Origin of the sequence: Vibrio rotiferianus CAIM 577 = LMG 21460 (assembly GCF_002741985.1) — a bacterium.
Classification (GTDB): Bacteria; Pseudomonadota; Gammaproteobacteria; order Enterobacterales; family Vibrionaceae; genus Vibrio; species Vibrio rotiferianus.
Genome location: NZ_APHW01000007.1, coordinates 70,685 through 93,996, shown reverse-complemented (window position 1 = coordinate 93,996; position 23,312 = coordinate 70,685). Strand labels below are relative to the sequence as shown.

General features: G+C 45.6%; 20 protein-coding genes and 1 pseudogene. 15 read left to right on the top strand and 6 right to left on the bottom strand.

The window, feature by feature from the left end; all coding sequences use genetic code 11:
• Positions 1-21 precede the first annotated feature (21 nt).
• Complete coding sequence (locus B853_RS03320; protein ID WP_010446446.1) at positions 22-492, bottom strand: zinc ribbon-containing protein; 471 nt, start codon at positions 490-492, stop codon at positions 22-24.
• Between the two features lie 154 nt (positions 493-646).
• Between B853_RS03320 and leuS the strand changes: the two genes are divergently transcribed.
• The 12 genes from leuS (at position 647) to lipA (ending at position 13,220) form a co-directional block, all read left to right on the top strand.
• Positions 647-3,220 (top strand): leucine--tRNA ligase, encoded by a 2,574-nt coding sequence (leuS, locus tag B853_RS03315; RefSeq protein WP_038886052.1) that lies wholly within the window; start codon positions 647-649, stop codon positions 3,218-3,220.
• Positions 3,221-3,391: 171 nt separating this feature from the next.
• Entirely contained in the window at positions 3,392-3,934 is a 543-nt protein-coding gene (locus B853_RS03310) for an LPS-assembly lipoprotein LptE (protein WP_010446442.1), read from the top strand.
• A 3-nt stretch (positions 3,935-3,937) separates the two neighbouring features.
• The gene (holA, locus tag B853_RS03305) at positions 3,938-4,957 is read left to right on the top strand and encodes a DNA polymerase III subunit delta (protein WP_038886050.1); all 1,020 of its coding nucleotides are present in this window, start codon (positions 3,938-3,940) and stop codon (positions 4,955-4,957) included.
• Positions 4,958-5,047: 90 nt separating this feature from the next.
• Positions 5,048-5,365, top strand: a complete 318-nt coding sequence (gene rsfS, locus B853_RS03300) for a ribosome silencing factor (protein WP_029560931.1) — start codon at positions 5,048-5,050, stop codon at positions 5,363-5,365.
• Between the two features lie 4 nt (positions 5,366-5,369).
• Positions 5,370-5,840, top strand: coding sequence for a 23S rRNA (pseudouridine(1915)-N(3))-methyltransferase RlmH (gene rlmH, locus B853_RS03295; RefSeq protein ID WP_010446437.1), 471 nt, complete (start codon positions 5,370-5,372; stop codon positions 5,838-5,840).
• A gap of 29 nt (positions 5,841-5,869) precedes the next feature.
• A complete protein-coding gene (gene mrdA, locus B853_RS03290) occupies positions 5,870-7,789 on the top strand; it encodes a penicillin-binding protein 2 (RefSeq protein WP_038886048.1) in 1,920 nt (639 codons plus the stop codon).
• A complete protein-coding gene (gene rodA, locus B853_RS03285; RefSeq protein WP_038886046.1) occupies positions 7,789-8,910 on the top strand; it encodes a rod shape-determining protein RodA in 1,122 nt (373 codons plus the stop codon). Before mrdA ends, rodA begins: the two co-directional genes overlap by 1 nt.
• Positions 8,911-8,912: 2 nt before the next feature.
• Positions 8,913-9,710: a septal ring lytic transglycosylase RlpA family protein gene (locus tag B853_RS03280; protein ID WP_010446430.1), complete on the top strand. Its 798-nt coding sequence runs from the start codon at positions 8,913-8,915 to the stop codon at positions 9,708-9,710.
• A gap of 90 nt (positions 9,711-9,800) precedes the next feature.
• Positions 9,801-10,979 (top strand): serine hydrolase, encoded by a 1,179-nt coding sequence (locus B853_RS03275; RefSeq protein WP_010446428.1) that lies wholly within the window; start codon positions 9,801-9,803, stop codon positions 10,977-10,979.
• A 161-nt stretch (positions 10,980-11,140) separates the two neighbouring features.
• A complete protein-coding gene (gene ybeD, locus B853_RS03270; protein WP_038886044.1) occupies positions 11,141-11,419 on the top strand; it encodes a DUF493 family protein YbeD in 279 nt (92 codons plus the stop codon).
• 176 nt (positions 11,420-11,595) lie between these two features.
• A complete protein-coding gene (lipB, locus tag B853_RS03265) occupies positions 11,596-12,258 on the top strand; it encodes a lipoyl(octanoyl) transferase LipB (protein ID WP_038886042.1) in 663 nt (220 codons plus the stop codon).
• Positions 12,255-13,220 (top strand): lipoyl synthase, encoded by a 966-nt coding sequence (lipA, locus tag B853_RS03260; RefSeq protein ID WP_010446422.1) that lies wholly within the window; start codon positions 12,255-12,257, stop codon positions 13,218-13,220. Before lipB ends, lipA begins: the two co-directional genes overlap by 4 nt.
• Before the next feature lie 786 nt (positions 13,221-14,006).
• On the opposite strand, the gene glyA is transcribed toward lipA, so the two are convergent.
• Complete coding sequence (glyA, locus tag B853_RS03255; RefSeq protein ID WP_038886041.1) at positions 14,007-15,257, bottom strand: serine hydroxymethyltransferase; 1,251 nt, start codon at positions 15,255-15,257, stop codon at positions 14,007-14,009.
• Between the two features lie 347 nt (positions 15,258-15,604).
• Between glyA and B853_RS03250 the strand changes: the two genes are divergently transcribed.
• Positions 15,605-16,207, top strand: a complete 603-nt coding sequence (locus B853_RS03250) for a YitT family protein (protein WP_005530699.1) — start codon at positions 15,605-15,607, stop codon at positions 16,205-16,207.
• An 83-nt stretch (positions 16,208-16,290) separates the two neighbouring features.
• On the opposite strand, the pseudogene treC reads toward B853_RS03250, so the two are convergent.
• From treC to gmhB, 4 genes and pseudogenes are all read right to left on the bottom strand, one after another.
• Positions 16,291-17,978 (bottom strand): annotated as a pseudogene (gene treC / locus B853_RS03245) (alpha,alpha-phosphotrehalase).
• 92 nt (positions 17,979-18,070) lie between these two features.
• On the bottom strand, positions 18,071-19,495 hold the full coding sequence (treB, locus tag B853_RS03240) for a PTS trehalose transporter subunit IIBC (protein WP_010446414.1): 1,425 nt from the start codon (positions 19,493-19,495) through the stop codon (positions 18,071-18,073).
• 175 nt (positions 19,496-19,670) lie between these two features.
• Positions 19,671-20,618 carry a trehalose operon repressor TreR gene (treR, locus tag B853_RS03235; protein WP_038886036.1) on the bottom strand — a complete coding sequence of 316 codons (948 nt, stop codon included), beginning with the start codon at positions 20,616-20,618 and terminating at the stop codon, positions 19,671-19,673.
• A gap of 74 nt (positions 20,619-20,692) precedes the next feature.
• Positions 20,693-21,244: a D-glycero-beta-D-manno-heptose 1,7-bisphosphate 7-phosphatase gene (gene gmhB / locus B853_RS03230; protein ID WP_005381961.1), complete on the bottom strand. Its 552-nt coding sequence runs from the start codon at positions 21,242-21,244 to the stop codon at positions 20,693-20,695.
• A 343-nt stretch (positions 21,245-21,587) separates the two neighbouring features.
• Between gmhB and metN the strand changes: the two genes are divergently transcribed.
• Both metN and B853_RS03220 read left to right on the top strand, forming a co-directional pair.
• On the top strand, positions 21,588-22,622 hold the full coding sequence (gene metN, locus B853_RS03225; RefSeq protein WP_010446409.1) for a methionine ABC transporter ATP-binding protein MetN: 1,035 nt from the start codon (positions 21,588-21,590) through the stop codon (positions 22,620-22,622).
• Positions 22,612-23,289, top strand: a complete 678-nt coding sequence (locus B853_RS03220; RefSeq protein ID WP_005432672.1) for a methionine ABC transporter permease — start codon at positions 22,612-22,614, stop codon at positions 23,287-23,289. Before metN ends, B853_RS03220 begins: the two co-directional genes overlap by 11 nt.
• Positions 23,290-23,312: the final 23 nt, after the last annotated feature.

Genomic DNA, 23,312 nt, shown 5'->3' with positions numbered 1-23,312 from the left:
TATTTCGTTTGCTAACGTCCACTATGGCTTAAGAGATTGACGACTAAAGCCCGTATGATTGCACTTAATACATGGGATGATGATGGTTGGATGGTTGTACGTCGTTTTGTGACCACATTCGTCACAGACTAAAGTACCAAGACCAATCACCTCGCCCGCTTCATAAAGTCCTTGATGCTCTAGATCATCAAATAATTCTACCCACTCCACTTTGGTTCGGTCGGTAATATCGAGCAGACCCTGCCAGATTGAATCAGCAATCGTGAGGTAGAAAGGTCCGCTCTTTCCTTCTTCATAGCTGTCTGAAAACTCTTTCAAATCCGCTTTGACATAAGCAGAGATCAACGAGAGTTCATCTTTGGTCATGTCGTTGGCTGCATCCACCACTTTGCCCGACGTTTCGAACACTTTGTTAACTTCATCCGGACTGTGCTTCAAGGTTTCAATCACATCCTCGAGCATTTCCTCATAACCTGCTTTGCGTTTAGGCATAACTGACCTCCATCTTTCTACTGCCAGCACCAATTCAAGGTACATGGGTATAGATTGGCTATTGTTGTGATCCCTAGCTTTAGGTATTCTATGATGATCTATTAAAGTCTGTTCTAACCGAACTCACAAATTCCAAGATAACCGGATACCATCGATGCAAGAACAATACAATCCACAAGACCTTGAACAGAAAGTTCAAAAGCACTGGGATGACAACAAGACCTTTGTTGTAAGTGAAGACCCAAATAAAGAAAAATTCTACTGTCTATCCATGTTCCCATACCCAAGTGGTCGACTGCACATGGGTCACGTGCGTAACTACACCATCGGTGACGTAGTATCTCGTTTCCAACGCCTACAAGGCAAAAACGTAATGCAACCAATTGGTTGGGATGCGTTTGGTCTACCTGCAGAGAACGCTGCAGTTAAAAACAACACTGCGCCTGCACCATGGACTTACGAAAACATTGAGTACATGAAGAACCAACTTAAGCTTCTAGGCTTTGGTTACGACTGGAACCGTGAATTCGCAACGTGTACTCCTGAGTACTACCGTTGGGAACAAGAGTTCTTCACTAAGCTTTACAATAAAGGCCTAGTGTACAAGAAGACTTCTTCTGTTAACTGGTGTCCAAACGACCAAACTGTTCTTGCAAACGAACAGGTTGAAGACGGCTGCTGCTGGCGTTGTGACACGCCTGTAGAGCAAAAAGAAATTCCACAGTGGTTCATCAAGATCACTGAATACGCTCAAGAGCTACTAGACGATCTAGATAACCTAGACGGTTGGCCTGAAATGGTTAAAACCATGCAGCGCAACTGGATCGGTCGCTCTGAAGGTGTTGAGCTTAAGTTTGAAGTTAAGGGTCAACAAGACCTAGAAGTTTACACAACACGTCCAGACACACTAATGGGTGTGACTTACGTGGGTATCGCAGCAGGTCACCCTCTGGCAGCAGTAGCAGCAGAGAACAATCCTGAGCTTGCAGCGTTCATCGACGAGTGTAAGAACAACAAAGTAGCGGAAGCTGAGCTTGCGACAATGGAGAAGAAAGGTATGGCGACTGGCCTTACTGCTATTCACCCATTGAACGGCCGTGAAGTTCCTGTTTACGTAGCAAACTTCGTACTGATGGACTACGGTACAGGCGCTGTAATGGCAGTACCTGCACACGACCAACGTGACTTCGAGTTCGCAACTAAGTACGGTCTAGACATCGTGCCTGTTATCAAGCCAGTTGATGGCAGCGAGCTAGACATCTCTGAAGCAGCATACACAGAGAAAGGTGTACTGTTCGATTCAGGTGAATTCGACGGCCTAGAGTTCCAAGCGGCGTTCGATGCAATCGCAGCGAAGCTAGAAGCAGAAGGCAAAGGCACTAAGACAGTTAACTTCCGTCTACGTGACTGGGGTGTATCTCGTCAACGTTACTGGGGTGCACCAATCCCAATGGTAACCACTGAAGACGGTGAAGTTCACCCAGTACCAGCAGACCAACTACCAGTAATCCTTCCAGAGGACGTGGTAATGGACGGCGTAACGAGCCCAATCAAAGCAGACAAAGAATGGGCGAAGACAACCTTTAACGGCGAACCTGCTCTACGTGAGACAGATACGTTCGACACGTTCATGGAATCTTCTTGGTACTACGCGCGTTACTGTTCACCACAAGCTGACGACATCCTAGATCCAGAAAAAGCAAACTACTGGCTACCAGTAGACCAGTACATCGGTGGTATCGAGCACGCTTGTATGCACCTACTGTACTCTCGCTTCTTCCACAAACTACTACGTGATGCAGGCTACGTAACGTCTGACGAACCGTTCAAGCAACTACTGTGTCAAGGCATGGTACTAGCAGACGCGTTCTACTTCGAGAACGAGAAAGGCGGTAAAGAGTGGGTTGCACCAACAGATGTTGCTGTTGAGCGTGACGGTAAAGGCCGTATTACTTCAGCTAAAGACACTGAAGGCCGCGATGTTACGCACTCAGGCATGATCAAAATGTCTAAGTCGAAAAACAACGGCATCGACCCTCAAGAGATGGTAGATAAGTACGGTGCAGACACAGTGCGTCTATTCATGATGTTCGCATCTCCTGCAGACATGACACTTGAATGGCAAGAGTCTGGCGTAGAAGGTGCTAACCGCTTCCTAAAACGTGTTTGGAAACTAGTGAACGAGCACACATCAAAAGGCGCAGCAGAAGCAGTAGATGCAGCAGCACTTTCTGGTGACCAAAAAGCACTTCGCCGTGACGTTCATAAGACTATCGCGAAAGTGACTGACGATATCGCTCGTCGTCAAACGTTCAACACAGCAATCGCTGCGATCATGGAACTGATGAACAAGCTAGCGAAAGCACCTCAAGAATCTGCACAAGATCGTGCAATCCTTGATGAAGCGCTAAAAGCTGTAGTTGCAATGCTTTACCCAATCACTCCGCACATCTCATACGAGCTATGGGCTGCGCTAGGTGAAGCCGACATCGATAACGCTGTATGGCCAACGTTCGACGAGAAAGCACTGGTTGAAGACGAGAAAACTATCGTTGTTCAAGTAAACGGTAAGCTACGTGCGAAACTGACTGTTGCAGCAGACGCAACAAAAGAACAAGTGGAAGAGCTTGGTCTAAACGATGAAAACGTTACTAAGTTCACAGATGGCCTAACTATCCGTAAAGTAATTTACGTACCAGGTAAACTGCTGAACATCGTTGCAAACTAGTCTTTCGCTAAAAACGAAACACAGCTTGCAATAACTCAAAGCAACGCGAACCAATTCGCATGCTAGGAGTCATTAAACAGGGTAGTTCGCTACCCTGTTTATTTACCTTAAACCATTCACGCCGAGTGGTTTAAGGTAAATAACCCCTTCAATTTAGGATGAATACAATCAATGCGCTTTTTCTCTTTGATTAAACTACCAGTGGTATTGGTATTAGCGGGGCTTCTTTCTGCCTGTGGTTTTCACCTTCGTGGCGAGTATTCCGTTCCGGAAGAACTGCACACCATGTCATTTACAAGTTACGACAAATACAGTCCTCTGACACGATACGTGTACGCTCAACTAGAGCTCAATAAAGTAAACCTAGTAATGCCATCTTCTAAAATCCCCAACCTAACTCTTATTTCAGAAAGCATAGGAGAGCGTACACTTTCTCTGTATCAAAACAGCCGCGCGGCAGAAAAAGAACTTACTTATAACGTTGTTTATCGTGTGACAATTCCTGAAGTCGGTGCAAAAACCTTCACAACAACCGTTAACCGTAACTACCTCGATAACCCGCTAACCGCACTGGCAAAATCAGTAGAGCGTGACGTAATTGAAGATGAAATGCGCCAACAAGCAGCATCACAAATGATGCGCCAGTTAGGTCGTATCAAGGCTGAATATAACTCAGATGAAATCGTACTCAAGCCAGAAGTAAATAAGTCATAACTTATGCGAATTTTTGCCGATAAACTGGCCGAGCACCTAGCTAAGCATATCAAGCAAGTTTACCTAATTTTTGGTAATGAACCGCTGTTGATTCAGGAAAGCCGCCAAGCGATTCAGGATATGGCTCGCCAACAAGGCTTCGAAGAAAGGCATCGTTTTTCAGTTGATACCAGCTTAGATTGGAATCAAGTGTACGACTGTTGCCAAGCGCTAAGCCTATTCTCAAGCCGTCAGTTGATTGAGCTTGAGCTGCCAGAGAGTGGCGTGACCACAACGGTTAGCAAAGAGCTGCAAACTTTGTGTGACATGCTACATGAAGACATCATGCTGGTAATCGTCGGTAGCAAACTGACCAAAGCACAAGAGAACGCGAAATGGTTCAAAGCACTTAGTGCAAAAGGTGACTGGGTCAGCTGCCTAACACCCGATTTGCAACGCTTGCCGATGTTTGTGCAAGCACGCTGCCGAACCTTGGGATTAAAAGCTGATCAGCAATCACTGCAAATGTTGGCCCAGTGGCACGAGGGTAATTTGTTCGCACTATCGCAAAGTTTAGAGAAACTCGCTTTGCTCTATCCAGATGGCGAACTGACGGTTGTGCGACTCGAAGAATCACTTAGCCGCCACAACCACTTTACGACATTCCACTGGATTGATGCCCTACTTGCAGGTAAAGCCAACCGTGCACAACGCATCCTGCGTCAGCTGGAAGCAGAAGGTATAGAAGCCGTTATTCTGATCCGCAGTGTACAGAAAGAGTTCAACCAACTACTCAACATGCACCGAGATCTTACCCAAATGGGCATGATTCAGGTGTTTGAAAAACATCGAGTGTGGCAAAACAAACGTCCATTTTACAATGCTGCGCTGACTCGTCTGTCAGCCTCCCGAATTTGCGCGCTTTTATCTCTATTGGCACACGCCGAGATAAAAGCCAAAACCCAATATGATGAATCTGTGTGGCCAACTATCCATCAATTGAGCCTAGAAACCTGTTCGCCTGATATTAAGCTGGCAATTTAACTTTCAAAGCGTGATATAGTGCGCAACCAGTTTTAGCTCAGTTAAGTTAAAACACCCACAGATAGAAACGAAAATACCGAGGAAAACCGAGTGCTTCGCGAAGAACTTAAAGACTTTTTAGCCGATAAAGCCGACGACATGAAAGCGGAACAGATTGTTATTCTAGATGTAGAAGGCAAATCAAGCGTGACAGATTACATGATCATTTGTACTGGTACGTCTAAGCGTCACGTTTCATCTATCGCTGATCACGTCGCATCTGAAGTGAAGAAAGCGGGTCTAGAGCCACTAGGTATGGAAGGCGAAAATGAAGGTGAATGGGTTGTCCTAGACATGGGCGACGCCATGCTTCACGTGATGCAAGAAGAACACCGTGAGCTGTACCAACTAGAAAAACTCTGGGGTTAATCTTTTGAAAATTCAACTAATTGCCGTTGGCACAAAAATGCCCAAATGGGTCGAAGAAGGTTTTCAGGAATACCGCCGTCGCTTCCCACATGATATGCCACTCGAGTTGGTTGAAATCCCCGCAGGCAAACGCGGTAAAAACGCAGATATCGCACGCATTCTACAAAAAGAAGGCGAAGCAATGTTGGCTGCAGTACCAAAAGGTAGCCGCATCGTCACGCTCGATATTCCGGGTAAAAAATGGGATACCCCACAACTAGCAGAACAGCTAGAAGCGTGGAAACTTGATGGCCGCGATGTGTCGATTCTAATCGGTGGCCCAGAGGGTCTAGCACCAGCATGTAAAGCTGCCGCTGATCAAAGCTGGTCACTTTCGGCACTGACATTACCACACCCACTGGTTCGTATCGTAATGGCTGAGAGCTTATATCGAGCGTGGAGCATTACAGCTAACCACCCTTACCACCGCGAATAATAGCGACTTAGCAGTAGAGATAAGCGTTAATGATTCGTAGACGCCGCAGTCAAATTCGAGATTACCAAGCAGAAGCACGCCTGTTCGCCAGTCGTGCTGTTTTTGCATTTCTTGGTATTGTTGTCTTGATGGGCCTGTTAGTTGCTAATATGTACAACATTCAGGTCAACCAATTTCAAGACTATCAAACCCGTTCCAACGATAACCGCATTAAAGTGGTACCTATCGCACCTAACCGCGGCCTTATCTACGACCGCAACGGAGTGCTACTTGCTGAAAACCGTCCCGTTTATAACCTGGAGTTAACCCCAGAAAAGATTAAAAACATTGACGAGACAATCCAAGGGTTACAAACCATTCTGGAAATTACCCCAGAACAAATAGAACGCTTTCAACGTGAGCGTAAGCGTACACGTCGCTTCAAGTCTGTACCACTTTTGACCCAATTAAATGAAAAGCAAGTAGCCGTATTTTCTGTCAATCAATACCGTTTCCCTGGTGTTGAGATCAGTGCGACCTTGAAACGTTACTACCCATATGGCGAAGTTCTGACCCACGTCATTGGTTACGTATCACGAATTAATGACCGCGATATGCAACGCTTAGTTCGTGAAGAGAAAGACGCCAACTACCAAGCAACCCGCGATATCGGCAAGTTAGGTATCGAAAAATATTACGAAGACCTACTGCACGGCACGGCAGGCTACCAAGAGGTAGAAGTCAACAGCCGTGGTCGCGTCATCCGTACACTAAAGTATATCCCTCCAATTCCAGGTAGAGATATCGTCTTGAACCTCGATATCAACCTTCAGTTGTACGTACACCAGTTGTTGGATGCTCGACGTGGTAGTGCAGTAGTGCTTGATCCTCGTGATAACGGCGTACTTGCAATGGTATCGAGCCCAAGTTACGACCCAAATGCATTTGTACATGGTATCTCAGGCAAAGCTTACCGAGCTCTACTGAACGATAAGAACCGTCCTTTGGTGAACCGAACAACGCTCGGCATTTATCCACCGGCCTCGACCATTAAGCCATTCATGGCCGTGGCGGCTCTGGAAGAAGGTGTCGTCACACCTAAAACAACTCGTAATGACCCAGGTTATTGGCGTATTCCAAACTCAGATACTCGCCCTTTCCGTGACTGGCTGCGCTGGGGACATGGTCGTGTTGACATCATCAAGTCAATTGAAGAATCTGTAGATACTTTCTTCTATCAAATCGCCTACGACATGGGCATTGACCGTATCTCTAACTGGATGATGATGTTTGGCTTTGGTGACTACACAGGCATCGACATTTACGAAGAAAGTAAAGCCAACATGCCAACACGTGATTGGAAGATGGCTCGCCATAAGACTCCTTGGTACAAGGGCGATACGATTCCTGTTGGTATCGGCCAAGGGTATTGGACAGCAACGCCAATGCAGATAGCCAAAGCAACATCGGTTCTCGTCAATGAAGGCGCTGTAACCGCACCGCACTTACTCAAAGCAACCATCGACAATGGTGGTGATTTTGAACAGCAAAAAACATCTGAGTATGTGACCTACCCTCCTATCCAAAACGTGCCAGATAAATACTGGAATATGGCCAAAGAAGGTATGCGCTTGGTTAACCATGGTACCAAAGGTACAGCTCGCCGCTCGTTCTACAACATGACTTACCAAACAGCCGGTAAATCAGGTACTGCACAAGTATTTGGTCTTGGCGAAAATGAAGAGTACAACGCGGACGAAATTGCAGAACACTTACGAGACCACGCTCTATTTACGGGGTTTGCGCCATTTGACGATCCGAAAGTGGTGGTAACTGTTGTACTAGAAAACGCCGGCGGTGGCTCAAGTAATGGTGCTCCGGTGGTGAGAAAGATCTTCGACAGAGTCGTTTTGGACGACAACGTAGCTGCTGCAGATGATGACGCAGCGAAGAAAAAGGTATCGCACTAATGAAAATGGATCCTTCTACAGGTAAGAATCGAGCTTTATTTGAGCGTTTTCACATCGATTTACCGTTACTGCTAGGCATTCTGGCATTAATGGGGTTTGGTCTGGTCATTATGTACAGTGCTAGTGGCCAGAGCTTTGCAATGATGGATCGCCAAGCAATGCGCATGGTGTTATCACTGGCTGTCATGCTCGTATTGGCCCAAATATCACCCAGAACTTATGAAAGTCTCGCTCCCCTAATGTTTGTCGGTGGTGTCATACTACTTCTTGGTGTGCTCTTTTTTGGCGAGGCTTCAAAAGGTGCTCAGCGCTGGCTTAACCTAGGGTTTGTTCGTTTTCAGCCTTCAGAATTGCTGAAGCTTGCCGTGCCATTGATGGTTGCGCGCTATATTGGCCGAAAACCACTCCCACCAACATTGACCACGCTAATTGTTGCGCTTGTCATGGTGTTTATTCCCACCATTCTCATTGCGAAACAACCCGACTTAGGTACTTCCATCCTGATCGCAGCTTCAGGTATCTTTGTAATCTTCCTCGCTGGTATCAGTTGGAAAATCATCACAGGTGCCGCCATAGCGTTAGGAGGCTTCATTCCTATTTTGTGGTTCTTCCTGATGCGTGAATACCAAAAAGTACGTGTCCGTACTTTGTTTAACCCCGAATCAGACCCACTTGGTGCAGGCTACCATATCATCCAAAGTAAAATCGCCATTGGCTCTGGTGGTATTTCAGGCAAAGGCTGGTTACAAGGCACCCAATCACAACTTGAGTTTCTTCCCGAGCGACACACTGACTTTATCTTTGCAGTAATTGCAGAAGAATGGGGTATGATTGGCTTCCTTTGCCTATTAGCCATCTATCTATTTATCATTGGTCGTGGTCTTTACCTCGCTAGCCAAGCACAAACTGCGTTTGGTCGAATGATGGCAGGCAGTATTGTACTCAGCTTCTTCGTGTATATTTTTGTAAATATTGGCATGGTTAGTGGCATCCTACCTGTGGTAGGCGTACCTTTACCGTTGATCAGTTATGGCGGCACCTCAATGGTGACCTTGATGGCTGGTTTTGGCATTTTAATGTCAATTCATACACACAGAAAAGCATTCTCTAAGGCTACCTAGACATGCAAAACCGTTCTTTATACAGCTTAGTTTTCTCTGCTTTGATTTTGGCAGGCTGCTCAAGCCAAAAAGCACAAGAGGGGCGATACGAACTAGAATCAGATGTCGCTCCTGAAAAACCTTTGTCTGTCGAACATATTGAAGATGCACACCCTAAATATGAACCGTACAGTTTAGGGGGTAATAGTAATTACACCTTACGCGGACAAGACTACAAGATCATCCGTGATGCAAAAGGGTTTAAAGAAAAAGGCAAAGCATCTTGGTACGGTGAAAAGTTCCAAGGACATCTCACTTCAAACGGTGAGATCTACGACATGTATTCGATGACAGCGGCTCATAAAACGTTGCCATTGCCAAGTTTTGTAAAAGTAACAAATACAGACAATGGCAAATCAACGATTGTTCGAGTCAATGACCGAGGACCATTTCACGAAGGACGAATTATCGACTTGAGTTATGCAGCCGCTTTCAAGTTAGATGTCGTAAAAACTGGCACCGCCAATGTTGAAATCGAAGTTCTCAGTTTTGAAAAACCTACGGATGAGAAAGCACTCGCTGCGCACCCAAAGTACGTCATTCAAGTCGCTTCATCTAAATATGCAGATCGCACGCGAACTTTAGGCTCAGATATAAGTCAAAAGCTGGATACTGAAATTTTCCTAGAAAGTACAGACGATTTACATCGACTCTTTGTGGGGCCATTTACTGATTATGCTCTGACACAAAGTATGTTAGAGAAAGTTAAGTTGCTCGGCTATCCATCAGCATTTATTAAAAAACACACAACTGTTAAATGACCCGATTCATGAATTTCTATGCAGAGCCTCTCTTATATAACCGGGGATTCTGTTAAGATGACGACAGTTAACCAAAAAATTTGAATTACCATGAATAAAAATAAGTTTGTGAAATCTATTCTCGTTTCTTCGGTTGCTCTTTCTGCAACCTTTGCTCAATCAGCACTTGCATCACCAATTGTTGTTCCAGACGCGCCACAAATCGCAGCGAAAGGCTACGTATTGATGGATTACCATTCAGGTAAAGTACTGGCAGAAAAAGAGATGAACACTAAGTTATCTCCTGCAAGTCTAACGAAAATGATGACCAGCTACGTAATTGGTCAAGAACTCGCGCGTGGTAATATTTCAGAAGACGATGATGTAACCATCAGCAAAAATGCATGGGCGAAGAACTTCCCTGATTCTTCAAAAATGTTCATCGAAGTAGGTACAACCGTTAAGGTACATGACCTAAACCGCGGCATCATCATCCAATCAGGTAACGATGCTTGTGTTGCGATGGCTGAACATATCGCAGGTTCAGAAGATGCATTCGTTGATTTGATGAATGCATGGGCTGACACGCTAGGGATGACAAATACGCATTTTGCAAACGTTCATGGTTTAGACAACCCTAACCTATACTCTACACCTTACGATATGGCATTACTTGGTAAAGCACTGATTCGTGATGTGCCAGATGAATACCGTATTTACTCGGATAAGAAGTTTACTTACAACGGTATCACACAGTACAACCGTAACGGTCTGCTGTGGGACAAGAGCATGAACGTTGACGGTATCAAAACCGGTCACACCAGCAACGCAGGTTACAGCCTAGTAAGTTCAGCAACTGAAGGACAAATGCGTTTAGTTGCTGTAGTGATGGGTACTAAAGACGCAAACGCGCGTAAATCGGAAAGCAAAAAGCTACTGAGCTATGGTTTCCGCTTCTTCGAAACAGTGGCACCACATAAAGCGGGTGAAACCTTCGTAGAAGAGAAAGTATGGATGGGCAGCAAAGATACCGTCGCTCTCGGTGTAGATGAAGACACTTATGTTACCCTACCTCGCGGTCAAGCAAAGAACCTAAAAGCAAGCTTCGTACTTGAAAAAGAGCTAGAAGCCCCAATTAATAAAGGGGATGTAGTTGGTAAGCTATACTATCAAATTGATGGTGAAGATATTGCTGAGTACCCACTAATGGCACTGGAAACAGTGGACCAAGGCAGCCTATTTAGCCGCATGTGGGACTACATCGTGTTGTTGTTTAAGAGCTTCTTCTAACCGTCGCTTCTGACCAACAAACGAATCTACAAAGCCGCCAACTAGGGCGGCTTTGTTATCTATACTCAAAGGACACCAACACGCTTGGGTATGATCTTGAGTTAACCCTAATTTGACTGTACTATTTCGCACCGCAACGAATACCAACTGGAGTTACCGATATGCTAACCATCAACTCTGATGCAAAATTGAAAGACCTGCTTGAGTTCCCTTGTTCATTTACTTACAAGGTAATGGGTCACGCAAAGCCTGAGCTTCCAGAACTTGTTCTTGAAGTGATCCAGCGCCATGCTCCTAGTGACTACAGCCCAACAGTAAAACCAAGCGCTAAGGGTAACTACCACTCGGTGTCTATCAATATCACTGCAACCTCTATCGAACAGGTTGAAACTCTATATAAAGAGCTAGGTGAAATCGAAATTGTACGCATGGTTCTATAATTTTTTGATAGATTAAATTTTTTTTGAAAGCAGCCTCGGCTGCTTTCTTTTTATTTATCATACAGATAATCTAAACCACCCCATGTATCAGTTAAAAATCTGTTACTCAGCTGTAGAGCATTAGGGTTATCCGGTTTATAATCCAAAAACTTTATTTATTAGCGACAGGAATTTCCATGCAACACCAACTTGTTGTAAAACGACTTGGACGCCAAGATTATGAGCCTGTATGGAAGGCAATGCATGAGTTTACTGATCAACGCACAGACGACACACCTGATGAAGTTTGGTTGGTAGAGCACAATCCAGTATTTACACAAGGTCAAGCAGGTAAAGCCGAGCACCTTATCAACACTGGAGATATTCCTGTTGTACAAAGTGATCGTGGCGGTCAGGTGACTTACCATGGGCCGGGTCAATTGGTTGCTTACTTCTTGATCAATCTACGTCGCAAAAAATTAGGAGTGCGAGATCTCGTTACGCACATTGAGAACCTCGTTATTAACACTCTTAAGGCATACAATATCGATTCAGCTGCGCGACCTGACGCTCCTGGCGTTTATGTCGACGGTAAAAAAATATGTTCTCTCGGACTTCGCATTCGTAAAGGATGCTCATTCCATGGTCTGGCGTTAAATGTGAATATGGACTTAGGTCCGTTTTTACGTATAAACCCATGCGGCTATGAAGGAATGGAGATGGTTCAGGTAAGCCAAGTAGGCGGGCCAGAAGACATCGAAGCCGTGGAAAAACAACTAATACAAGAACTCGTTACTTTGCTTGATTATGAGCAAGTAGATTTCAGCACAGAAGCACCTTCTCAAGGTAACAAAGCATGAGCAAACCAATCCAGATGGAAAAAGGCGTTAAATACCGCGACGCCGATAAGATGGCATTGATTCCAGTAAAGAACATGCCTACAGAGCAGAAAGAAGTGCTACGTAAGCCTGATTGGATGAAGATCAAGCTACCAGCCGACAGCCAACGTATTCAAGACATCAAATCAGCGATGCGCAAGAATGACCTTCATTCTGTATGTGAAGAGGCGTCTTGCCCTAACCTAGCTGAATGTTTTAACCACGGTACGGCCACTTTCATGATCCTAGGCGCGATCTGTACACGCCGTTGTCCTTTCTGTGACGTTGCCCATGGTCGTCCGCTTCCTGTTGAAGCTGAAGAGCCAAAAAAACTAGCGAAAACCATCGCAGACATGAAGCTGAAGTACGTTGTCATTACTTCCGTTGACCGCGATGACTTACGTGATGGTGGTGCAGAGCACTTTGCCAACTGTAACCGTGAAATCCGTGAACTGAACCCACACATCAAGATTGAAACTCTGGTTCCTGACTTCCGTGGTCGCATGGACGTTGCGCTTGATCTAATGAAAGACAACCCGCCAGATGTCTTCAACCACAACCTAGAAACGGCACCTCGTCTGTACCGTAAAGCTCGCCCAGGTGCGAACTACAAGTGGTCGTTACAACTGCTACAAAAATTCAAAGAGCAGCACCCAAATGTACCGACTAAATCAGGCCTGATGATGGGTCTTGGTGAAACGAAAGAAGAGATCGTCGAAGTACTGAAAGACCTTCGTGCACATGGCGTAACTATGCTGACTCTTGGTCAGTACCTAGCGCCAAGCCGTCACCACTTGCCAGTAGAGCGTTACGTTCCACCTTCAGAATTTGACGAGTTAAAAGAGATCGCACTAGAACTTGGCTTCACCCACGCGGCGTGTGGTCCATTCGTTCGCTCTTCTTACCATGCAGATATGCAGGCTCAAGGTATCGAGATTAAATAAGCACTCGCTTATTTTGATAAGAGAAGGTTGGCTCAGTGCCAACCTTTTTTGTCTCTGCCGAATATAAAAGACTGTTATTCGGACAACAAACCTGTTTCTCAGAACTAAAAACGCGTCATTCCGAAGAACCCAAGCGATATCAGGAATCTCGTTTCAACACTCTCTAAGTAATAGTGACAATTAGAGATTCCCTATCCCGCTCGTTCCTCGCTTGTAGGGAATGACGCAGTTGGGCTCCTGAGCAAATCAAAAATATATCCAGAGTCTAATCATCTCTTTCGTTTTTCTACTTCCCCAAAAGCCTCCACACAACAAACCTATTTCTCACAACTAAAAACGCGTCATTCCGAAGAGCCTAAGCGATATCAGGAATCTGATTTCAGCACACTCTAAACAACAGTGACAACAAGAGATTCCCTATCCCGCTCGTTCCTCGCTTGTAGGGAATGACGCAATTGGGCTCCTGAGCAAATCAAAAGCATATTCAGAGTCTAATCATCTCTTTCGTTTTCCACTCAAATACTCCCAAGTTTCCCCATAACAACTTGTTTCTCAGAGACCAAAGCACGTCATTCCGAAGAGCCTAGGCGATATCAGGAATCTGCTTTCAACGTACTCTGAGCTGATACTTCCATACGCTAGAAAAACAAAAAGGCCCTCAAATGAGGACCTTTAAATTGGGTGAACTTTCGAAATAGATGGGTCGAGTTCTAGGAGAACACACGGAGTTTGCTTCTAGCAAATGAGTATGTTCGACAACGAAATCGGCGCACTCTATGAAGAAAGTTACGCGTAAACTGGTAGACGCTTACAAATTTCTAGAACTTTCTGTTTCGTCGCTTCGATAACTTCCTCGTTGCCGATGTTATCTAGAACGTCACACATCCAGTTTGCTAGCTCTTTCGCGTCATCTTCAGTGAAGCCACGACGAGTAATTGCTGGTGTACCGACACGGATACCAGACGTTACGAATGGGCTGCGTGGATCGTTTGGTACAGAGTTCTTGTTTACTGTGATGTTTGCTGCACCTAGTGCTGCATCTGCATCTTTACCTGTAATGTCCTTGTCGATTAGGTCAACTAGGAATAGGTGGTTCTCTGTACCGTTAGATACGATCTTGTAACCACGCTCTTGGAATTGGCCAACCATTGCTTTTGCGTTTTTCACTACACGAGCTTGGTAAGCTTTGAACTCAGGTTCCATTGCTTCTTTGAACGCTACTGCTTTACCAGCGATAACGTGCATTAGAGGGCCACCTTGACCACCAGGGAATACTGCTGAGTTCAGCTTTTTGTACATGTCTTCGCCCGCATTAGACAGGATTAGACCACCACGTGGGCCTGCAAGTGTCTTATGCGTAGTCGTTGTAACTACGTGAGCGTGTGGCACTGGCGTTGGGTATTCACCTGCAGCGATTAGACCAGCAACGTGCGCCATGTCTACGAATAGGTAAGCGTCAACTTTGTCTGCGATTTCACGCATGCGTTTCCAATCAACAATTTGTGAGTAAGCAGAGAAACCACCGATGATCATCTTAGGCTTGTGCTCAAGGGCTAGTTGCTCCATCTCATCGTAGTTGATTTGACCAGCTTCATCGATACCGTAAGGGATAACGTTGTAGTGCTTACCAGAGAAGTTAACTGGTGAACCGTGAGTTAGGTGACCACCGTGTGCTAAGCTCATACCTAGAACTGTGTCGCCTGGGTTTAGAAGCGCCATGTAAACTGCGCTGTTTGCTTGAGAACCTGAGTGAGGCTGTACGTTCGCGTACTCACAGCCAAACAGTTGGCATGCACGATCGATTGCTAGTGCTTCAGCTTTGTCTACGTACTCACAACCGCCGTAGTAACGCTTGCCTGGGTAGCCTTCAGCGTATTTGTTCGTTAGCTGAGAACCTTGTGCTTCCATTACACGTGGACTTGTGTAGTTTTCAGAAGCGATAAGTTCAATGTGTTCTTCCTGGCGAAGAGTCTCTTCCTGGATAGCTGCGAACAGTTCCGCATCGTAATCTGCGATGTTCATATCACGCTTAAGCATCTGTATCTCCTGACTCAGATTGGTACTGAAAGTTGCAAAAAAACTGAATAACGACCTAACGCAAACGTTTACGTCGAGCTAATGGCGCGCATTTTACATAATTTGATCTAGGTCATAAAGAGAAATTTGTAATTTTTCTCATGCAGTTTTTTCATGATGACAAGTAAGAATTATCATGACGATATCGCAATCGTTTGACCATGAACCACTGACTGTCAAATTTGTGCTTTACACCCTGTAAAACAACAATTACATAGGTTTACCGTAAATTTTACCCTCTAGCTACCGAAAAGATCATCTTTTTACTACTATGCATGCCCGATTTATCATCAACGACTGCATATTAGATGGAAAAACACTCAAGAAAAGAAGACTGGATGGCAATTCTTACAGGTACCTTTTTGGTAGCTCAAGGGGTTTTCTTTCTCCAATCCGCTAACCTCTTAACCGGAGGCACAACTGGATTGGCTCTGCTTATTAGCCAATTTACACCTTTTACGTTTGGTGTGCTTTACTTTTTAGCCAACTGTCCTTTTTACTTGCTAGCATGGAAACGCTTTGGCCGTCATTTTGCGATTAATAGTGCAATTTCTGGCGCTTTGGTTTCTATCTTTGCTGATAATCTGTATTTACTGATTTCGCTCGAATCGATTAATGAGATTTACTGCGCCGTAGCTGGTGGGCTATTGATGGGCTTGGGCATGCTGATCCTATTCCGCCACCGCTCAAGTTTGGGTGGTTTCAACGTATTGTGCCTGTTTATCCAAGACAAGTTCGGCATTTCGGTCGGGAAATCTCAGATGGCGATCGACGCGTGTATCTTGTTTGCGTCTTTCTTCTTCGTCACTCCGTGGGTTATCGGCTTGTCGATTCTTGGCGCGTTCGCGCTAAACCTTGTCCTTGCGATGAACCACAAGCCGCATCGCTATTCTGTAAGCTACGGGTCATAGGATGAAAAAATAAAAGGCTTTGGGGAGCACTCCAAAGCCTTTTGTTTAGGATCGAAATCCTTAGGGGTACTTTTTATTTGCTTTTATTCTTCAATCAGCAAGATGCGAGTTTCGTAAGGACGCAGTACTTGGTGATTGGAAGCAATCGCGCTGGTCGCATTTTGATAGTTGGAAAGCAGGTTTTTGGCTTTACTCATATCAAAGCGCTCTGGTAACACACACTCCACTTCTTCGCCGTAGTAGTTGTTAATACACAACAGCGTTTGCTTATCGTTCTGACGAGCATAAGCAAAAATACGTTTGTGCTCTGGCAGCAGGTCCTCGTAACGACCATCAGTGATCACTTGAACCTGTTTACGCAGTTCAATCAAGCGCTTGTAGAAGTAGAACACCGAGTTCAAATCGGCGATCGCGGCTTCCGCATTAATCTCTGAATAGTTCTGAGCCACCTCTAGCCACGGCGTGCCCTCAGTAAAGCCCGCGTGTTTCGCGCTGTTCCATTGCATTGGCGTACGTGAGTTATCACGCGACTTCTGTGCCAAAATCGCCATCATATCGTCGTGAGATACGCCATCGCGATTAACCATGATGTCGTACATGTTCGTACTTTCAACATCGCGATATTGGCTGATTTCGGTATAACCCGGATTGGTCATGCCGATCTCTTCGCCTTGATAAACGTAAGGCGTGCCTTGCATCATGTGTACCGATGCCGCAAGCATTTTGGCAGATTCGACTCGGTATTGTTCGTCGTTACCTAATCGGCTCACAACGCGTGGTTGGTCGTGGTTACACCAAAATAGCGCCCCCCCCACCCTTTGCCATTTAAACCAGTTTGCCAATGGTTGAAGATCTGCTTCAGTTGGATGAAATCAAACGGCGCTTTCGTCCACTTATCACCATTCGGGTAATCGACTTTTAGGTGGTGAAAGTTGAACACCATCGATAGCTCTTTGCCATCTTGCGCTGAATACTGCTGACAATGCTCTAGCGTGGTGGAAGACATTTCACCCACGGTCACGCTGCCATATTTTTGGAATACAGCTTCACTGATCTCTTGAAGGTATTCGTGCACACGTGGACCGTCAGTGTAGAAACGGCGACCATCACCAATATCGTCACTTGGGAAATCTTGTTGCTTGGAAATAAGGTTGATAACGTCAAGACGGAAACCATCGACACCTTTATCTGCCCAAAAGCTGATGACTTCTTTCACTTCTTCACGCACCACTGGATTTTCCCAGTTTAGGTCCGCTTGCTCTTTAGCAAACAGGTGCAAATAGTATTGGCCCGTTTTTTCATCCAATGCCCAAGCATTGCCTCCAAACTTAGATTGCCAGTTGTTTGGCTCTGCGCCATCAACCGGATCTTTCCAGATGTAGTAATCACGGTATGGGCTGTTTTTGTCACCCAGTGCTGATTGGAACCACTTGTGTTCTGTCGAAGTATGATTGACCACGATGTCCATGATGATTCGAATACCCAGTTGGTGAGCCTCTGCCAACAGGGTATCGAAATCTTGCATAGTGCCGAAATCTGGGTTGATCGCGTAATAATCGGAAATGTCATAACCGTTGTCGATCATTGGCGATTGATAAACCGGCGTCAGCCAAATCGCATCCACACCAAGGTGTTTTAGATAATCTAGTTTAGAAATGATCCCTTTAATATCGCCCGTGCCTTTACTTCCACTGTCACAAAAGCTTTTTGGGTAAATTTGGTAGATGGTTGCGGTTTTCCACCAGCTCTCATCATGCTTGGTCATTGCCATTTCTAACGCTCACTTACCATTAAACGGAAACTTAAAAATCTTAAAAAAACGAAGAGATAAACGAGGCAGCCAAATCGCTGCCTCAGTTCGAATTACGCGCTAGCGGTTTCTAACTCGCCTTTCATTTGCGCACGCTTATACAACACAAGGGTCAGTGCCACTGGTACAACAATCGCCACCAACATCGCCAGAGCAAATACGCCCCAGAACTGTGGTTGGATAGACAAGATGCCCGGCAAACCGCCCACACCGATACCGTTCGCCATCACACCTGCGCTACCACAGATAGCAGCGGCAATCGCACTACCGATCATCGCGCTCAGCATTGGGAATTTGTATTTCAAGTTGATGCCGTACATCGCAGGCTCAGTCACACCAAGGTAAGCAGAGATAGCCGCAGGCACTGAGATATCACGCTCGCCGTGTTTTTTACTGATGATAATGATGCCAACTACTGCAGATGCTTGAGCAATGTTTGAAAGTGCAATCAGAGGCCAAATTGGCGTGCCGCCTAGCTCTTGCATCAGTTGAAGGTCAACCGCATTGGTGGTGTGGTGAATACCGGTAATCACCAATGGCGCGTATAGGAAGCCGAAGATGGTGGAACCAATCATCGCGAAGTCACCCGTCATGGCAGCTTTCGCAGCGAAAGCAACGCCGTCACCCAACATACGACCGAATGGACCAATGATAGAATGCGCAAGAATCACAGACACAATGATAGAAACAAACGGTACCACCACTAGGTAAAGGTAAGACGGAATAATGCGTTTTAAGTTAGTTTCAATAAATGCCAGTGCAATACCGGCTAACATCGCTGGAATCACTTGCGCTTGATAGCCCACTTTCTCGATGGCGAATAAGCCAAAGTCCCATACTTCAGGCACTTGCTTACCAATCAGATAAGCGTTCATTAACTGTGGCGAAACCAGAGTGACACCCAATGTAATACCCAGAATCGGAGTACCGCCGAGCTTTTTCACTGTCGACCAACACACACCAACCGGTAGGAAGAAGAAGATCGCCTCACCAATTAGCCATAAGAAAGAGTGTACCGTAGCCCAAAACTGGCTGATTTCCGTTAACGTTTGGCCATCAAACATCTTGATGTCGCCAATCACGTTACGGAAGCCAAGAATCAAACCACCGGTAATGATCGCTGGTAACAGTGGTACAAAAATTTCAGCAAGGTGGGATATACCACGCTCAACGATATTCATGTTTTGACGAGCAGCGTTCTTAGATTCATCTTTGCTCGCTTCACTTTTGCCGCTAAGCTCGATCAGAACTTTGTAAACCTCATCAACTTCAGTACCGATTACGACCTGAAATTGACCGGCATTGGTAAAGCAGCCCTTCACCATAGGTAGTGCATCTAACTGTTTTGTATCGGCTTTGTCAGTGTCATTCAACACGAAACGCAAGCGAGTTAAACAGTGGCTTACACTGGCAATATTGTCCGATCCCCCGACCAGCTCAATAAGACGCTGTACGTCTTGACGCGCAATCTTACTCATAACTTTGTCCACCCTGTATTGGATACATTCAATTCATCGTTTTATTTTTATAATGGGAACATTCCCACTCGATGATTTTAATAGTGCCATTTCGCATTCAAAAACAAAATGGGAACAGTCCCATTAATTGAGAATGATCACAGTATAATTTTAGAGCAGATCATCGAAACGTGGATTAATGGCGGATAGGCTTCTGGGTAAAGTGCACCACAGACTCATCACCATTTAATTGATTAATCAGCATGTTAGCGGCTTTTTCACCAGCATGAGAGTAGCCAGGATCCACACTAAAGACATTCGGGAAGAGAAAAGAAAGTAGTTCATTGCCACCCACACCAGTGACCACCACATCTTCACGTCCCATTTCTTGCAGACGTTTAATCACACCGAGAGCGATGGTGTCACTCGCACAAGCGATGGCTTGCGTATCGGATTGAAGGACTTGATCCACCAGATGATAAGCACTTTCGTGGTTGAGCTTGCCGGTTTGAAAGCAAGGTTCGATGCGCTTTTTCTCACACCAAGCTTGGTAAGCATTAAGGCGAGCAAGACCTGTGGTGCGGTCTTCTGGATCAACACCAATGTAGGCAATACGAGAAATAGATTGTTGTTCCAAGTGGGAGAGCGCCATATCGATAACACCTTGGTTATCGTAGTTGATCGAGGAAACCATTTGCGTGTCCATCGCGATCACGACAATGCGATTGCCCCACTCCGCTAACGCTTGCTCATCACATCCAGTAAAGCCAAACACGATCACCCCATCGACATTGCGACGTTTAAGCACATCCAAATGCTCATTGGTTTTATCGCGATCGAACTGGCTCTCCATGATCACCACGTCGTACCCTGCTGAGTACAATGCATTAAGCATGGTGCCAACGGCCCGGTTTTCTGATGGCGAATCCAAACGAGAGATGATCACACCGATCACCTTTTGACTGCCACCACGCATCGACTGCGCCGACTTTGATGGGACGTAGCCTGATTCACGAATGATTTGCTCTACCTTCTCACGCGTTTGCGGTTTTACCTTGGGATCATTGGTAAGCACACGGCTGACCGTCGACTTGCCCACGCCAGCCAATTTCGCGATATCAAGAATGGTGAGTTTTTTGCTCATAAGTGTTCAGACTAAAAGAAGGAATCAAACAAAAGGGAAGCAGCGGCTTCCCTTATCTCAGTCAGTAATGGCGATTACTTATTTAGGTACGCAGGCACATCTGCAATGCTATCTAATACTACTGTTGCGATAGCTTCACCTTGTTCTGTTACTGGCTTACCAGTGCGAACCAAAATCTTAGTGCCAACGCCTGCCGCTTCTGCTGCCATCATATCTTCGGCTTTGTCGCCGATCATCACAGATTTCTCCATGTCGATCTTCAAGAAGTCACGTGCAGAAATGAACATGCCTGGTTTTGGCTTACGACACTCACAATCTTGCTTGTACTCACCAATGCCATGTTCAGGATGATGTGGGCAGTAGTAGATGCCATCGAACTCAACGCCATTATCAGCGAAGTTCCAGTCCATCCACTGAGTCAGAGATAAGAAACGGTCTTCGCTGAATTTACCACGTGCAATGCCGGATTGATTGGTCACAAGCACCAACAGGTAGCCTTTATCTTTCAGCGCTTTCGTCGCTTCAAAGACACCGTCAATGTACTCAAAATCATGTTCGTCATGAACGTAGCCGTGGTCAACATTGATCACGCCGTCACGATCGATAAAAACAGCAGGTTTTGCCAAAACGTATTTCTCTATTTACTCGGTTTCATCAGATTATTACATACCTTATAAGCACTCACACTATCTAATTGGCGTGAGTGAGCGACAAAACAGTTGATTTGTCGCCCGAGAATCGGTAAATCTTGAATATCCCTCTTTTATATTCCTTTCCGCCAAACATCCTCTGTTTTATTTTCCCAACAGAACACCCATACATTTAGACGTCTAGACGTAAAAATATCTATTGACTTAAACCAGCTTAACCCATAGCATCAACTGAGAATTGAGATAGAGTTCAAAATTTACTCCTGTTAAAAGCCGTTTTTAACAGCGAAATTCCCAGTATCTCTGTGCAGGTTGAAACATGATAGAAATAAAAAACGTCAATAAAGTGTTCTACCAAGGCAGTAAGGAAATTCTTGCCCTTAAGGACATTAATCTAGATATCGCAAAGGGCACCATCTTTGGTGTTATCGGCTCATCGGGCGCGGGTAAAAGTACCCTGATCCGTTGTGTAAACATGCTGGAAGCACCAACTTCGGGTTCCATCATCGTAGATGGCGTTGACCTAACCAAATTAAGCAAAAAGCAATTGGGAGAAACTCGCCGCAACATCGGGATGATCTTCCAACACTTTAACCTGCTGTCGTCTCGCACCGTTTTCGACAATGTCGCACTCCCTCTTGAGCTAGCAGGTAAAGACAAAGCGCAAATCACAACAAAAGTGACAGAGCTTCTTAAGCTCGTTGGTCTTGCAGACAAACATGAAAGCTACCCAGCAAACCTAAGTGGTGGTCAAAAGCAGCGTGTGGCGATTGCTCGTGCATTGTCATCAGACCCTAGCGTGCTGCTATGTGACGAAGCAACCAGCGCGCTGGACCCTGCAACGACTCAGTCCATCTTGGAACTACTAAAAGAAATCAACCGCAAGCTCGAAATCACCATTCTTCTAATCACTCACGAAATGGAAGTGGTTAAGAGCATCTGCCACGAAGTGGCGATCATCGGTGATGGTGAACTAGTGGAAAAAGGCACCGTTGGTGAAATCTTCGCGCATCCGAAAACTGCACTGGCACACGAGTTCATTCGCTCTACTTTGGATCTTTCTATCCCAGAAGATTACCAAGCACGCTTACAAACCACGCGCGTAGAAAACAGCTACCCATTGGTTCGCCTAGAGTTTACTGGCGCAACCGTGGATGCCCCTCTGATGACGCAAATCGCACGTAAGTACAACATCGACGTGAGCATCCTAAGCTCTGATCTGGATTACGCTGGCGGCGTGAAGTTCGGCATGATGGTTGCGGAGCTGTTTGGCAACGAAGAAGACGATAACGCAGCGATTGAGTTCTTGCGTGAGCACAACGTGAAAGTAGAGGTACTTGGCTATGTCCTTTAATACGATTTCTGAATGGCTGAGCCTAAACAGCAACCTACTTTTGGGCGCAACATGGGAAACCCTTTACATGGTTGCCGTTGCAGGCATCGTTGGTTTCGCAGTGGGTATTCCACTCGGCGTAATTTTGCACACCACTAAAAAAGGTGGCTTGCTGGAAAACACCAAACTTAATCGTGTGCTTGGCGCCATCGTTAACATCGGTCGCTCGGTTCCTTTCCTAGTACTGATGGTTGCGATTATTCCAGTAACCAAACTGTTGGTTGGCACCTTCATCGGTACAACAGCAGCGATTGTTCCTTTAACTATCGGTGCTATCCCATTTGTGGCGCGTCTCATTGAAGGCGCACTACTAGAAGTACCATCAGGTTTGGTTGAAGCCGCGCAATCTATGGGCGCGACGCCAACACAAATCATCACAAAAGTTCTGCTTCCTGAAGCAATGCCGACTATTGTTAACTCAGTAACCATTACTCTAGTAACGCTAGTGAGCTACTCAGCAATGGCGGGTACGGTAGGCGGCGGTGGTCTTGGTGACGTCGCTATCCGTTATGGCTTCCACCGTTACGACGTAGTGATCATGGCAGTAACAGTCGTGATGCTGATTGTTCTAGTACAAATTATTCAGTCTATCGGTGATGCAATCGTACGCCGCGTAGACCACAGATAAGAATTGAAAATACCAATTATAAG